Genomic DNA, 14740 nt, shown 5'->3' with positions numbered 1-14740 from the left:
AAAGAAGTAAAGAGAGGAGTTTTCACACATGGCAGTAAAAATTAGATTAACTCGTATGGGTTCTAAAAGAAATCCTTTCTACCGTATCGTAGTTGCGGACGCACGCAGCCCGAGAGATGGTAGAATCATCGAACAAATCGGTTCATATAATCCGGTTTCTAAATCTGAAGATAACGTTGTATTAGACAACGAAAAAGCGTTAGAGTGGTTGCAAAATGGTGCTAAACCAAGCGACACTGTACGTAACATCTTCAGTGACAGAGGCATCATGGAACAGTTCCACAATGCTAAATTCGGGAAATAATTCCGATGGACAAATTACTTCAAACAATTCTTGAACCGATGCTGGATTATCCGGAAGCACTCGTCATTACAAGTGACGAGACAACGCATAAGATTTCGTATAAAATCAGCGTGCATGAATCCGATGTCGGCCGTATTATCGGCCGGGGCGGACGCTTTATCAAAGCGCTCCGCATCGTCGTTTCCAGCGCTGACAGAGATTCGTCAAAGAAAGTGTTTGTTGATTTGCATTAAGACACACTTTATCAGTGTGTCTTTTTATTCTTTATAAGAGGTGTTCATCTTGGGAATTAAAATTGGTCAATTAGTTAACTTTCACGGTGTCAAAGGCGAAGTTAAAATATTAAGCAACTCCGACTTTTTAGAGGAACGGTTTGCCGCAGGCAATGAACTTGAAATCGGCGGGGAGACTTTCGTCATTCAATCTTACCGGACTCATAAAAATTTCCATCTGTTAAAATTTGAAGAGGTATCGAACATGAATGATATTCTTCATTTAAAAGGCAAGGATGTGTTTATCGAAGAAAGCGGAGAAGATCTCGATCTTGCAGACAATGAATATCACATTAAAGATATTATCGGCTTAAAGGTCATCAATCTCGATGATAATACAGAGCTTGGTAAAATATCAGAAGTGATGTTCACAGGCGCTAATGACGTTTGGGTAATTGAAGGCGAGAAAGAATATTTAATTCCCTATATCAAACAGGTGGTTAAAACTGTCGATATCGAAAGCGGCATCGTTGAAATTACACCACTCGAAGGATTGTTGGATTAATGAATATTTATTATTTAACACTGTTCCCGGACATGTATGAAGGGGTTCTCGGTGCATCGATTTTAAAACGCGCTAAGGATAAGGGCATCGTTGATTATCATATGATTAACTTCCGTGATTTCTCAAACGATAAACATAACAAAGTCGATGATTATCCATACGGCGGAGGTGCGGGCATGGTCTTAAAACCGGAACCTGTATTTGAAGCGATGGACAGTCTTGAAATCAAAGGTTCTAAACGCGTTGTACTGATGTGCCCGCAGGGGAAACCTTTTGATCAGAAGATGGCCGAGGAGTTTGCAGAAGAAGACAATGTCGTTTTTATAAACGGACATTATGAAGGTTACGATGAGCGTATTCGCTCACTCGTTACCGACGAAGTATCAATCGGGGATTACGTCTTAACCGGCGGCGAACTTGCATCTATGGCAATGACCGATGCGATTGTCCGTTTAATTCCCGATGTGCTGAGCAATGAAGCCAGCCACCAGCAAGACTCGTTCTCGACGGGTATGCTTGAACATCCGCACTATACCCGTCCGAGAGAGTACCGCGGCATGAAAGTGCCGGACGTCTTATTATCCGGTAATCACAAGCTGATTGAGGAATGGCGTCATGAAGAAAGCTTAAAACGCACAAGAGAACGCCGTCCGGATTTACTGGACGAGTAAAAAGTTTATTTTATTTATAAAAGTGATTGAATGGTCACAGCTTGTATGGTAATATTGTACGAGTGTAAATACACGTAAATATCACAATCATCCGCTGTCAAAGAAACTCGGGCAAGATAATTGGAAGAAGGAGAAGATATATTATGTCACAAGAATTATTAAATTCTATCGTCAAAGATCAGTTAAAAACTGATGTCCCTGAATTCAAAGCAGGAGACACAGTTAAAGTTCACGTACGTATCGTAGAGGGAGACCGCGAAAGAATCCAGCTTTTCGAAGGTGTTGTAATCAAACGCCGCGGAGGCGGAATCTCAGAAACTTTCACTGTACGTAAAATTTCTTACGGTGTTGGTGTTGAGCGTACATTCCCAGTTCACACGCCTAAAATCGAGAAAATCGATGTTGTTCGCCGTGGACGCGTACGTCGTGCTAAACTTTACTACCTGCGTAACTTACGCGGTAAAGCAGCTCGTATCAGAGAAATCCGATAGGACCGCTTTAAATCCCCGAACCTGTAAAGGTTTGGGGATTTTTTTGTATAGTGGGAGATATTGAAGTGACGATTTGTTGTGTTGTGGAAAGACATTGAATTGACGATTCGTTGTGTTTTTGTTTTAAAATGTTGTCTTTTGTTATATAAATGAAGTATAAAATATTCAGGAGGATAACGACTTGTTCACCACCGAACGAAAATTGCCCGAAGAACTGTTATATTACCGCGCCTTGAATTATCGTGCTTCACTTGATAAAGATTCATATGACAGAAAGAATAGGCTGGAACGGGGTTTTACAGGAGAACAAAAGTATGATGAGATACTCGATCAGACTGGACATCAAAATATGTACATATTCCGGGACATATATTTAAATATCGGAGGCTCAATCACACAGTACGACGCCTTACTGATTACGGAGAGCGGTATTGCAGTGAACGAAATTAAAAACTTCACAGGCGAATACAGAGTTGAAGGCAGCAGCTGGTATACAGGCAATTACATACTCCCTGACGACGCGCCCAGCCAGCTTAGGCGCGCTGCGGGTAAATTAATGCGATTAAGACAAAAGCTTGGCTATGACTTTGCAGTGACCGGAAAATTAATATTCCCTGACGAAAATTTTCATTTATACAGCCGGGAAGAAAACTTATGGAATCAAGTTGTCTTGAGATCTGAAATGGGTGATTATTTCCGCAGTTTTGAAAATGAGTACAGCGGGGAGTTCGCATCGAAACTGGCGGACCTGGTTGAACAACATATTGTTGCGAATCCATATTTTAAGCTTGGAGTCGAATTCGGCTCAATCAGGAATGGACTATACTGCGGCGGGTGCGGGAGTTTTTATCTGAAAAAACAGTACTTCCATTTTGCATGTCAATCATGCGGTTCCCGTGAAAGCACTGAAACCCACCTTGTTCGGGCAATGAGCGATTTTAAATATTTATTTGGCTCTGCCCGAATGACTACAAAAAGAATCATGGAATTTATTGGAGAAATGGTCGACTATCGAACAGTGTTCAGAGCATTAAATAAATACTGCTACGCTGAAGGAAGAAGAAAATCCACCCATTACAAATTTAAGTACTATGATTTTGATGAAGCGATGAGAAAAGAAATCCCAGGAAGAAAATATAAAGATTATCTTAAATGAGTTTGGCTTTTCTGTCTTATTTAGGAGCACACTGTCATTCAAAGTGATTTGACTGACAGTGTAGGGCTTTTATTGAAAAAATATGCCTTTCTCACCAAATTCTGAGTCACACTGTCATACAAACGCACTTGACTGACAGTGTAGGCCTAAAACGTACTTCCAATTCAATCTGCACAACATTCTCTCTCACAAGTCACACATAAATCATGATAAAATATAAAGGGAAGATAAAAACGAAAATATAACGAAACGATAGAGAAAGGGGCAACCGTATATGTCAATTAACTGGTTCCCGGGGCACATGGCTAAGGCGCGCCGTCAAATTGAAGAGAGTTTGAAAAAGGTGGATGTCGTTATCGAGATTTTGGATGCGCGTATTCCATACGCCTCGAAAAATCCGATGCTCGATCACGTTATTGGCGAGAAGCCGAGAGTGGTTGTACTGAATAAGAAAGATATGGCCAGCAAGCAGGAAACAGACCGCTGGATTAATCATCTTAAAGCTAAGGGTGTTTATCCTATAGCCCTGAACGGTAAAGAGCAAAATGCGCTGAAGAAAATTGAAAATACAGTGGTTGAGGCAACCCAGGAGATTTTTGACCGCATGGCGCGTAAAGGAATTAATCCGCGTGCAATCCGGGCAATGATTGTCGGTATTCCAAACGTGGGTAAATCGACGATTATTAATAATATTGCTAAAAGGAAAGTAGCAAAAACCGGTAACACACCTGGTGTGACTAAAGCGCAGCAGTGGATTAAAGCTGGGTCAAAAATGGAGCTTCTAGATACACCGGGAGTACTTTGGCCAAAATTTGAAGATGAATCAATCGGTCAGAAACTGTCCTTAACTGGTGCGATTAAAGACAATGTTGTCACGCTCGATGATATTGCGATTTTTGCACTGAAATTTATGCAGCAGCATCACCTTGATGAGCTGAAAACATTTTATAATATTAATATCGATGCGGACACTGAAATCGTAGATATTTTCGATGCTATCGGCACAGCGCGCGGTTTTAAAATGAGCGGCAATGAAATCGATTATGAACGTGTGACCGAGCGTGTGATTTACGATACACGGAATGCAAAAATAGGACAATTTACATTTGACTTAGCTGAGGATGTTGAATAATTATATGAAGATAAGCGATATAAAACTCGAAATTAACAAGATAAAAACCATGGGCGATTTATCGGCCTCTGAATACAATTTAGACGACAGAAAAGGGGTGCAGGCCGCGCTTAAATCAAGGGCGCGCATCCTCCAAAAAGAAGCGGATTTAATAAAAAAATACGAAACCATGATGATGCATGAAAATACACATCCAGATATGATTATTGCGGGCATTGATGAAGCGGGCAGAGGGCCGCTGGCTGGTGATGTCGTGGCAGCAGCAGTGATCCTGCCTGAAGATCATAAAATTATCGGGCTTGATGATTCTAAAAAAGTACCGCTGGCAAAACGTTTACAGCTTCGTGAGGAAATTATGGAACTTGCTGAATACGGCATAGGTATTGCCAGTGCGGCAGAAATTGATCAGCATAATATTTACAACGCAACAAAAATAGCTATGCAGAGGGCTTTGGATCAGCTGACTGTTAAACCGGATTATCTTTTAATCGATGCGATGACACTGGATAACAATATTGAACAGACTTCGCTGATTAAAGGGGACGCTGTATCGAATTCAATTGCTGCAGCATCGATTATGGCGAAGACTACACGGGACATCATGATGGCTGAATACGATGAAGAATATCCGGATTACGGGTTTTCAAATCATAAAGGATACGGTACAAAAGATCATTTAGCGGCACTGGAAAAATACGGGGCGTCGCCGATCCACAGAAAGACTTTCGAACCGGTAAAAAGTATGATCAGATAGTATTTTTAAGTGTTTATTTTCACAATGAATTGAGTAAAAACACGATAATAGTGCGGTTTCGTAATATATTAGATACAATTTGTGAAATGTTTTTCAAACTTTCGCAAAATAACGATAATTTGTTGAAATCATCGTCACTTACAAGTTTACAATCCAGTACAGATTTCCTATAATTAAGTAGCAAGCTTTATTAAAAAGTCTTAGGAGGAAAATCATGAATATCCATGAGTATCAAGGAAAAGAAATTTTTCGCTCAATGGGTGTAAACGTACCTAAAGGTGACGTTGCTCTTACACCAGAAGAAGCAGTAGAAGTTGCAAAAACACTTGATTCAGATGTTTACGTTGTCAAAGCTCAAATCCACGCAGGTGGCCGTGGTAAAGCAGGCGGCGTTAAGATTGCAAAATCTTTAGATGAGGTTAAAGAATACGCTGAGGAATTACTTGGTAAAGTATTAGTTACGCATCAAAACGGTCCGGACGGGACTGAAATTAAACGTCTTCTTGTAGAAGAAGGATGCGATATTGACAGCGAATACTACCTAGGTTTCGTAATTGACCGCGCGACGAACCGCGTTACTTTAATGGGTTCTGAAGAAGGCGGAACTGAAATCGAAGAAGTGGCAGAAAAAACTCCTGAAAAGATTTTTAAAGAAATAATCGATCCTGCAGTCGGTCTTCTGCCATTCCAGGCTAAACGACTTGCGTTCAATATTAATATTCCAACTGCATCAGTAAACAAAGCAGCTAAATTAATGCTTTCTTTATATGATGTATTTACTGAAAAAGATGCGGCAATTATGGAAATCAACCCGCTTGTAACGACTGGCGAAGGTGAAGTTATCGCATTAGACGCAAAAGTAAACTTCGATGCTAACGCATTGTACAGAAACAAAGACGTTGTAGAATTACGCGACTTTGATGAAGAAGATGAAAAAGAAATCGAAGCTTCAAAACACGATCTTGCTTATATCGCTTTAGAAGGTAATATCGGCTGTATGGTTAACGGTGCCGGACTTGCTATGGCAACGATGGATACAATTAACCACTTCGGCGGAAAGCCTGCTAACTTCCTCGACGTAGGGGGCGGCGCGACTGCTGAGAAAGTAACTGAAGCATTCAAACTTATCTTAAGTGATAAAGCTGTAGAAGGTATCTTTGTCAACATTTTCGGCGGAATTATGAAATGTGACGTTATCGCACAAGGTGTCGTAGAAGCAGTGAATAACGTCGGCTTAGACATCCCGCTAGTTGTGCGTTTAGAAGGTACAAACGTTAAAGAAGGTAAACAAATTCTTGCAGACTCAGGTCTTGCAATCACTCCAGCAAGCACGATGGCTGAAGGTGCACAGAAGATCATTGCTGCTGTAAATGAAAATAAATAATAACGGAGGAATATATTGTGGCTGTATTTGTAGATAAAAATACTAAAGTAATTGTACAGGGTATTACTGGTTCAACAGCACTATTCCACACAAAGCAGATGCTTGAGTACGGTACTCAAATCGTTGCTGGTGTGACACCTGGTAAAGGTGGACAGGATGTTGAAGGTGTTCCAGTATTCAACACTGTTGAAGAAGCTAAAAAAGAAACAGGCGCGACAGTTTCTGTCGTCTATGTGCCTGCACCATTCGCAGCGGACTCAATTATGGAAGCTGCCGATGCAAAATTAGACTTAGTAATTTGTATTACTGAACATATCCCAGTATTAGATATGGTTAAAGTTGTACGTTATTTAGAAGATAAAGAAACGCGTCTAATCGGACCAAACTGTCCAGGTGTTATTACTGCCGATGAAACTAAAATTGGAATCATGCCTGGCTATATCCACAAAAAAGGACACGTTGGTGTCGTATCACGCTCAGGTACGTTAACTTATGAAGCAGTTCATCAGTTAACACAAGAAGGTGTCGGTCAGACATCTGCTGTTGGTATCGGCGGAGACCCGGTTAACGGAACGAACTTTATCGATGTATTAAAAGAATTCAACGAAGATCCTGAAACTTACGCTGTAGTAATGATCGGTGAAATCGGCGGTACTGCTGAAGAAGAAGCGGCAGAATGGGTTCGCGATAACATGACTAAACCTGTTGTCGGCTTCATCGGCGGGCAAACTGCACCTCCAGGAAAACGCATGGGCCACGCTGGTGCGATTATTTCAGGCGGTAAAGGGACAGCAGACGAAAAAATCCGTATCATGAACGAATGCGGAATCGAAACTGCTGCAACTCCTTCAGAAATTGGTGAAACTCTAATTGAGCGCATCAAAAAAGAAGACGGTCTTTACGAAAAATGCTTAACAGTAAAATAATTGTAATATAAATCACTCAAGTGATTGAAATTGGCGGTAATCTTAACAGATTACCGTCTTTTTTTGTATTTTTATGGAAATTTTTGTTGCTGAATTGAAATGTCAGGCAAGATAAAAACCTACTATAATATAAGTGACTTATAAACAAATATATACAGGGGGCAGCGATGGATTTATTATTGATGAGTTTTGCAGGGGTGACAGCAAAAGAATATTTAACGATTCAGCAGCAAGGCAATATAACACCGTCATTGTACGCGAAAATTCAGCGGACAAAAACGCTGAACAGGCATGATATTATACGCCGGCTGGATCAAGATAATATTGGTTATATTACTTATGAACATGAACTCTATCCACCTTTATTAAAAGAAATATATGATTTTCCTTATATTTTATATTATCGCGGGAATTTATCGATTTTATCAGAAAAAATGCTCGGCGTTGTCGGCAGCAGAAAAGCAAGTGGATATACTAAAAAAGCATTAGAAAAAATACTGCCTGAATTAGACAACATTGCGGTGGTTTCAGGACTTGCCTACGGCGCTGATGAGGCGGCTCACCGTATTGCTGTCGAACACAATATGAAGACAATCGGCGTGCTTGCTTTCGGTCATCACACGCATTATCCAAAAACTACTGCGGACATTCGAAGGCAAATGGAACAGGACCATATTACCATCAGCGAATATCCGCCCGATACGCCGATAAATAAATGGCAGTTTGTGGCCAGAAACCGAATTATTGCCGGTGCAGCACAAGGTGTTCTCGTCACTGAAGCGGAAGAAAAAAGCGGCAGTCTGATCACTTTAGAGATGGCTTTGGATGAAAATAGAAACGGATATTGTCTGCCTGGGAATATTACATCGCCCTTATCTGCCGGTACGAATTTACGTATTCAAGAAGGTGCTTCAGCCGTAACAGCAGCAAGTGATATACAGGCAGATTTCAGTTGAAATTTGCTGTGCCGGGATTTTTATTCAGTCGATTTTCATTGACAAAGTAAAATTTGACTGTGTATCATTTGGTCTTGAATAGATTAAAAGTGAATGAGGAGGCAGCAGAGTGGCAGACAATTTAGTTATCGTAGAATCACCTGCGAAAGCAAAGACAATTGAAAAGTACCTCGGTAAACGATATAAAGTGATAGCTTCCATGGGACACGTGAGAGATTTACCGCGCAGTCAAACTGGAATCGATACTGAAAATAATTACGAACCTAAATATATTACAATTCGGGGTAAAGGCCCATTACTGAAAGAATTAAAAAAAGAAGCAAAAAAAGCGAAGAAAGTATTCCTGGCAAGTGACCCCGACAGAGAAGGGGAAGCAATTGCCTGGCATTTAAGCCACGCATTGGGTCCAGATAATGATTATTACCGTGTCGTCTTTAATGAAATTACAAAAGATGCGGTAAAAGAAAGTTTTAAAACACCATCTGAAATCGATATGCAGCTGGTAGACGCTCAGCAGGCCCGCCGCATATTGGACCGTCTAGTCGGCTATAACATTTCTCCGGTACTCTGGAAAAAAGTTAAAAAAGGTTTATCGGCAGGACGAGTTCAATCGGTTGCCTTAAAATTAATTATCGATCGTGAGAATGAAATCCGTAAATTCGTTCCGGAAGAATACTGGACAATTGAAGGAACTTTTAAAACAGGACGTTCAAAATTTACTGGTAAATTTAATAAATTGGCATCAGATAAACAAAAAACGAAATTGAATACTAAAGCAGACGTCGATAATGTTATGAATCAGATTGACGGGAAAGACTTCCATATCGATTCAGTTGAGAAGAAAGAGAAAAAACGTAACCCGGCTCAGCCGTTTACTACGTCATCACTGCAGCAGGAAGCGGCGCGCAAGTTAAATTTCAAAGCGCGTAAAACGATGATGCTGGCTCAGCAGTTATATGAAGGGATCGATATTAAAAAACAAGGCACAGTCGGGCTCATCACTTATATGAGAACGGACTCCACCCGCATATCTCCGACGGCTAAAAATGAAGCGTATGATTTAATAGAAGAAACATACGGCAAGGAATTTACAGGCACGCAGAAAACGGCGAACAAAGCATCATCGCAAGATGCCCATGAAGCTGTTCGTCCAACATCGGCTGCTCGTACGCCAGATAATATGAAACAATATTTAAGCCGAGACCAGCATAGACTTTACAAGCTGATCTGGGATCGTTTTATCGCGAGCCAGATGGCACCTGCCATTCTCGACACGGTAAAAATTGACTTAAGCAACAATGGTGTACTGTTCAGAAGTACTGGGCAGACGATAAAATTCAAAGGGTTCATGCAGATCTACATCGAAGGCACAGATGACGGTGAAGATGATTTAAATAGTAAACTGCCGGAAATGAACGAAGGCGAAACGGTGACTTCGGAAAAAATCGATCCGTCTCAGCACTTCACTCAGCCGCCGCCGAGATTTACTGAAGCCCGTCTGGTTAAAACACTGGAAGAATCGGGGATTGGCCGTCCGTCTACTTACGCACCGACAATCGATACGATTCAAAAACGCAACTATGTGAAAATGGATCAGAAACGATTTATCCCGACAGAAATCGGTGAAATTGTTAACGAACAAGTAGTTGAGTACTTCCCTGATATTATCGATATTGCCTTTACCCGCAATATGGAAGAAGACTTAGACTCAGTAGCCGAAGGCGAAAAAGAATGGCGCCAGGTGATCGATGAGTTTTATAAAGGCTTCGGTCCGCAGGTCGAACGTGCGGAAGAAGAAATGGAAAAAATAGAAATCAAAGATGAACCAGTCGGTGAAGACTGTGAGAAATGCGGCTCGCCTATGGTTTATAAAATGGGACGCTACGGCAAGTTCATGGCCTGTTCAAACTTCCCGGACTGCCGTAACACGAAAGCTATCGTTAAAGAAATCGGCGTTAAATGCCCAACTTGTAAAGAAGGCGAAGTCGTCGAGCGTAAATCTAAACGAAACAGAATATTCTACGGCTGCGAACGCTATCCTGAATGTGATTTCGTATCTTGGGATCGTCCAATCGGCAGAGACTGCCCTAAATGTGAACACTATCTCGTCGAAACGAAAAAAGGTAAAAAAGCACAAGTTAAATGTACAAACTGTGATTACACAGAAGACGCAAGCTAATAAGAGAACACCGTACCCGGTCAGGTACGGTGTTTTATTTTGTGAGTGGATAATATTCGGGTCACAGTGTCAGTCAAACCTATTTGACTGACAGTGTGACCCAAACTCACGAGTAAAACTGGAATTTATCCAGATAAAAGTCCCACAGTGTCAGACAAACCTATTTGACTGACAGTGTGACCCAAACTCACCACGCCAATTTAGCCTTATTTCCGTGTATGCGCTATCATTGTATGTATTTTTGACTGAATTATAAATATTTGTACAATTAAGTGCATTTTATCGGCAAATGGTTTAAAATAGCTAATGTTGTTTAAATTCGAACAAGTGAATATTGTATTGCTTGGATAAATATTTTAAATTATGATAAAATTCAGACAAAGAATGAGGTGATGATATTTACGTCAGTGACTTTTTAAGGATGCTTAAGTATCAGCGCAATTTTTCAGATCATTCTATTAGAAGTTATGATAATGATATTCATGAATTCATAACTTTTTTAAAGACAGAAAGTTTATCAGTACCAGCATTTAAATATATTGATGCAAGAAATTACCTGGCAATGCTGTACGGGAGAGGCTTGGAAAAATCGAGTGTCTCCAGAAAGATATCGACGCTCCGAAGCTATTATAATTATTTAGCTGACAGGGACTGCGTCGATATTAATCCGTTTGCGGCTTTGCCGTTTCCGAAAAAAGAAGCAGTGCTGCCTGACTTTTTATATCCGAATGAAATTGAAGCGCTCTTTGATTCACTGGATGCTGATCATAAGATGTATGAAAGGGATTTGGCGATTCTAGAGCTGCTTTACGCAACAGGAATGCGTGCATCTGAATTAATCGGGCTTAGATTAAGCGATATTGATTTTACAGTGCAGGTGATTCGGGTATTGGGTAAAGGAAGGAAATGGCGGGTTGTGCCGTTTCACGACCGTGCAGCGGAGGCATTGAAAAACTATGTGGATATATACAGCGAAGACATACTCAAAAATGATGCGATGTGGGTCAATCACAGAGGCGGACCGCTGACTGTACGCGGACTGCGTCATATTATTGATATGGTTGTTAAACGCAGCGCACTTCATCTCGATATTCATCCGCATACTTTCAGGCACACGTTTGCAACACATTTACTGAACAACGGAGCAGATTTACGGGCAGTGCAGGATTTGCTCGGCCACGAGTCTTTATCGACTACGCAGCGCTATACGCATGTAACGACTGAACAGCTTAAAAAGACTTATTTAAATGCACACCCGAGTAATAAGAAGAGGTGACATAATTGACGACGATTTTTGCGATTAAACACAAAGACAACATGGCTATGGCTGGAGACGGTCAAGTAACGCTCGGTAATCAGGTCGTAATGAAACATACGGCGAGAAAAGTACGCCGCCTGTTCAACGACCAGGTGATTGCCGGCTTTGCAGGCAGTGTAGCAGATGCTTTTACGCTGAGCGAAAAGTTTGAAGCGAACTTACACGAGTACAACGGCAATTTACAGCGTGCAGCTGTGGAACTGGCTAAAGAGTGGCGGGGGGATAAAATTCTCCGCCAGCTGGAAGCAATGCTGATTGTCATGGATAAAGACAATCTGCTGCTCGTTTCAGGTACGGGCGAGGTCATCGAACCGGATGACGGCATTCTCGCAATCGGCTCAGGCGGCAACTACGCGCTGGCAGCCGGCCGTGCACTTAAAAAACACGGTTCGGATCTCAGTGCTGAAACGATTGCCAGAGACAGCCTGACTTTAGCGAGTGAGATCTGTGTGTTTACTAACAGTAATATAATAGTAGAAACAATCGATTAAAAGAGAGCGTGAAATAAATGTCAAACAACAATCTTTCTCCAAAAGAAATTACAGCACGGCTCGATGAAAGTATTGTCGGCCAGTCGGAAGCGAAGCGAAAAGTAGCGATCGCAATGCGCAACCGTTACAGAAGAATGCTGCTCGATGATGAATTAAAAGAAGAAGTGATTCCGAAAAATATTCTGATGATTGGACCGACAGGTGTCGGTAAAACTGAAATTGCAAGACGGATTGCTAAAATTACCGGCAGCCCGTATACGAAAGTTGAAGCGACTAAGTATACTGAGGTCGGCTACGTTGGCCGCGATGTTGAATCGATGGTCAGAGATCTGGTCGACAGTGCTGTCCGTATGGTTAAAGATCAAAAGAAAAACGAAGTGGCAGAAGATGCTGAGAATTTAGCTAATGAACGATTGACAGGCCTGCTGGCTCCGGGGCGTAAGAAAAAGAAACCGGAAAGCAATAATCCATTCGAAATGCTGATGAACCAGCAAAATCAAGATGATGAAGTAGAAGAGGTCGATGATTCTATCCGCTTAAAACGTCGGGATATTAAGTCTCAACTCCTCGCCGGCCAGCTGGAAGAGGAAAAGGTTACGATTGAAGTGGCCGAAAGTTCTAATCAGCTCGGTATGATGATGCCGGGCATGGATAACAACGGTATGGGTGACATGTTGCAGAACTTAATGCCTAAGAAAAAACAAAAACGGACGATGACTGTTAAGCGGGCGCGTCAGTACTTAATCGATGAAGAAGCTGAAAAACTGATCGATATGGATAACGTCAACGATGAAGCAATACAGCTGGCAGAAACGACAGGTATTATCTTTATCGATGAAATCGATAAAATTGCCAAAGGCAGCCAAAACTCAGGAGATGTTTCCCGTGAAGGGGTACAAAGAGATATACTGCCGATTGTCGAAGGTTCTACTGTTCAGACGAAATACGGTTCGATTAAAACAGATTATATTCTCTTTATCGGTGCCGGCGCATTCCACGTTGCCAAGCCGAGCGATCTGATTCCTGAATTGCAGGGGCGTTTCCCGCTCCGCGTTGAACTGAATAAACTGACGACAGACGACTTTGAAAGAATTTTAAAAGAACCTAAAAATTCATTGCTTCAGCAGTACGAAGCACTGCTGAAAACTGAAGATGTTACGGTGTCATTTACAGATGAAGCAATCAGAGCACTGGCTGAGATTGCTTACAAGGTGAATTCATCGACAGACGATATCGGTGCACGCCGTCTGCATACCATTTTGGAAACACTGCTCGAAGAATTGCTGTTTGAAGCGAGCGGCATGCAGGGTGCACATGTTGAAATTACTAAGCAGTACGTCGATTCAAAACTTGACCATATTTCTACAGACAAAAACTTAAGCGAATTTATTTTATAATTAACAGGAGTGAAATATCATGCCAACCTTATTACAAAAAACACGTGAAATTAATAATTTAATCCAGGGCAGTTCAAACATTAAAGTCGATTTCGAAGAAGTCGCAGATAAGTTAAGCCGTATTTTGGAATGTAATACATTTATCGTTTCAAAAAGAGGTAAACTGCTCGGTATTGGTGTCGTACAGACTATTGAAAATGAACGTATCGTCGACATGCTCGACAACAGACAGTTCCCTGAATACTATGTGAAGCAAATTATGCGCATTACTGAAACGCGCGAAAACATTGCCTTTGAAGATGACTTAACAATTTTCCCGGCGGAAGATCCATATCAGGATTCTGAAACTTGCATCGTGCCGATTTACGGCGGAGGCAACCGTCTCGGTACTTTAGTGCTTGGCCGCAGAGAAAATGAATTCTCTGAAGATGATTTAGTGCTTGCTGAATATTCAGGAACTGTTGTCGGTATGGAAATTATGCGTGAGAAAAATGAAGAAGTTGAACAAAAAGCACGCGATAAAGCGAGTATTGCTATGGCAATCCGTTCTTTATCTTACTCAGAACGCGAAGCAATCGAGCATATCTTTGATGAACTCGATGCAGATGAAGGTTTGCTCGTTGCGTCTAAAGTGGCTGACCGTGTCGGTATTACGCGTTCAGTTATCGTTAACGCCCTCCGCAAACTTGAAAGTGCAGGCGTAATTGAATCCCGTTCATTAGGTATGAAAGGGACATTTATCAAAGTTAAAAAAGAAGACTTCCTGCCGGAACTTCGCAAAGAGAGTTAAGCTTGCAGCCAAAG

Annotated in this window: 16 protein-coding genes; all 16 read left to right on the top strand. The window is 41.4% G+C overall.

Going from position 1 to position 14740, the window contains the following annotated elements:
* Positions 1-28 precede the first annotated feature (28 nt).
* Positions 29-304: a 30S ribosomal protein S16 gene (rpsP, locus tag IEU81_RS03715; protein ID WP_092595353.1), complete on the top strand. Its 276-nt coding sequence runs from the start codon at positions 29-31 to the stop codon at positions 302-304.
* A 5-nt stretch (positions 305-309) separates the two neighbouring features.
* Positions 310-537 (top strand): KH domain-containing protein, encoded by a 228-nt coding sequence (locus IEU81_RS03710; protein WP_092595355.1) that lies wholly within the window; start codon positions 310-312, stop codon positions 535-537.
* A 49-nt stretch (positions 538-586) separates the two neighbouring features.
* Positions 587-1081, top strand: a complete 495-nt coding sequence (gene rimM / locus IEU81_RS03705; RefSeq protein WP_186090353.1) for a ribosome maturation factor RimM — start codon at positions 587-589, stop codon at positions 1079-1081.
* Positions 1081-1752, top strand: a complete 672-nt coding sequence (trmD, locus tag IEU81_RS03700; RefSeq protein WP_092595359.1) for a tRNA (guanosine(37)-N1)-methyltransferase TrmD — start codon at positions 1081-1083, stop codon at positions 1750-1752. The genes rimM and trmD overlap by 1 nt, the downstream gene beginning before the upstream one ends.
* Before the next feature lie 143 nt (positions 1753-1895).
* Positions 1896-2243, top strand: coding sequence for a 50S ribosomal protein L19 (gene rplS / locus IEU81_RS03695; RefSeq protein ID WP_092595361.1), 348 nt, complete (start codon positions 1896-1898; stop codon positions 2241-2243).
* 181 nt (positions 2244-2424) lie between these two features.
* Complete coding sequence (locus IEU81_RS03690) at positions 2425-3399, top strand: nuclease-related domain-containing protein (protein WP_188352518.1); 975 nt, start codon at positions 2425-2427, stop codon at positions 3397-3399.
* A gap of 274 nt (positions 3400-3673) precedes the next feature.
* Positions 3674-4531: a ribosome biogenesis GTPase YlqF gene (gene ylqF / locus IEU81_RS03685; RefSeq protein WP_186090350.1), complete on the top strand. Its 858-nt coding sequence runs from the start codon at positions 3674-3676 to the stop codon at positions 4529-4531.
* Positions 4521-5285, top strand: a complete 765-nt coding sequence (gene rnhB / locus IEU81_RS03680) for a ribonuclease HII (RefSeq protein ID WP_373867766.1) — start codon at positions 4521-4523, stop codon at positions 5283-5285. Before ylqF ends, rnhB begins: the two co-directional genes overlap by 11 nt.
* Before the next feature lie 214 nt (positions 5286-5499).
* Positions 5500-6669, top strand: a complete 1170-nt coding sequence (gene sucC, locus IEU81_RS03675) for an ADP-forming succinate--CoA ligase subunit beta (protein WP_186090346.1) — start codon at positions 5500-5502, stop codon at positions 6667-6669.
* A 17-nt stretch (positions 6670-6686) separates the two neighbouring features.
* Entirely contained in the window at positions 6687-7595 is a 909-nt protein-coding gene (gene sucD, locus IEU81_RS03670) for a succinate--CoA ligase subunit alpha (protein WP_092595371.1), read from the top strand.
* A gap of 167 nt (positions 7596-7762) precedes the next feature.
* Entirely contained in the window at positions 7763-8551 is a 789-nt protein-coding gene (gene dprA, locus IEU81_RS03665) for a DNA-processing protein DprA (protein WP_186090345.1), read from the top strand.
* A 109-nt stretch (positions 8552-8660) separates the two neighbouring features.
* Positions 8661-10730, top strand: coding sequence for a type I DNA topoisomerase (gene topA / locus IEU81_RS03660; protein WP_186090343.1), 2070 nt, complete (start codon positions 8661-8663; stop codon positions 10728-10730).
* 397 nt (positions 10731-11127) lie between these two features.
* A complete protein-coding gene (gene xerA, locus IEU81_RS03655; protein WP_268884141.1) occupies positions 11128-12006 on the top strand; it encodes a site-specific tyrosine recombinase/integron integrase in 879 nt (292 codons plus the stop codon).
* Between the two features lie 5 nt (positions 12007-12011).
* Entirely contained in the window at positions 12012-12539 is a 528-nt protein-coding gene (hslV, locus tag IEU81_RS03650; protein WP_256333934.1) for an HslVU peptidase proteolytic subunit, read from the top strand.
* Between the two features lie 17 nt (positions 12540-12556).
* Positions 12557-13936 carry an ATP-dependent protease ATPase subunit HslU gene (gene hslU, locus IEU81_RS03645; protein ID WP_186090340.1) on the top strand — a complete coding sequence of 460 codons (1380 nt, stop codon included), beginning with the start codon at positions 12557-12559 and terminating at the stop codon, positions 13934-13936.
* Between the two features lie 19 nt (positions 13937-13955).
* The gene (codY, locus tag IEU81_RS03640; RefSeq protein WP_186090339.1) at positions 13956-14726 is read left to right on the top strand and encodes a GTP-sensing pleiotropic transcriptional regulator CodY; all 771 of its coding nucleotides are present in this window, start codon (positions 13956-13958) and stop codon (positions 14724-14726) included.
* The last annotated feature ends 14 nt before the right edge of the window (positions 14727-14740 follow it).

Source organism: Jeotgalicoccus aerolatus, from assembly GCF_014635205.1.
In the GTDB taxonomy this organism is placed as follows: Bacteria; Bacillota; Bacilli; order Staphylococcales; family Salinicoccaceae; genus Jeotgalicoccus; species Jeotgalicoccus aerolatus.
This window is presented reverse-complemented; position numbering and strand designations above follow the sequence as displayed.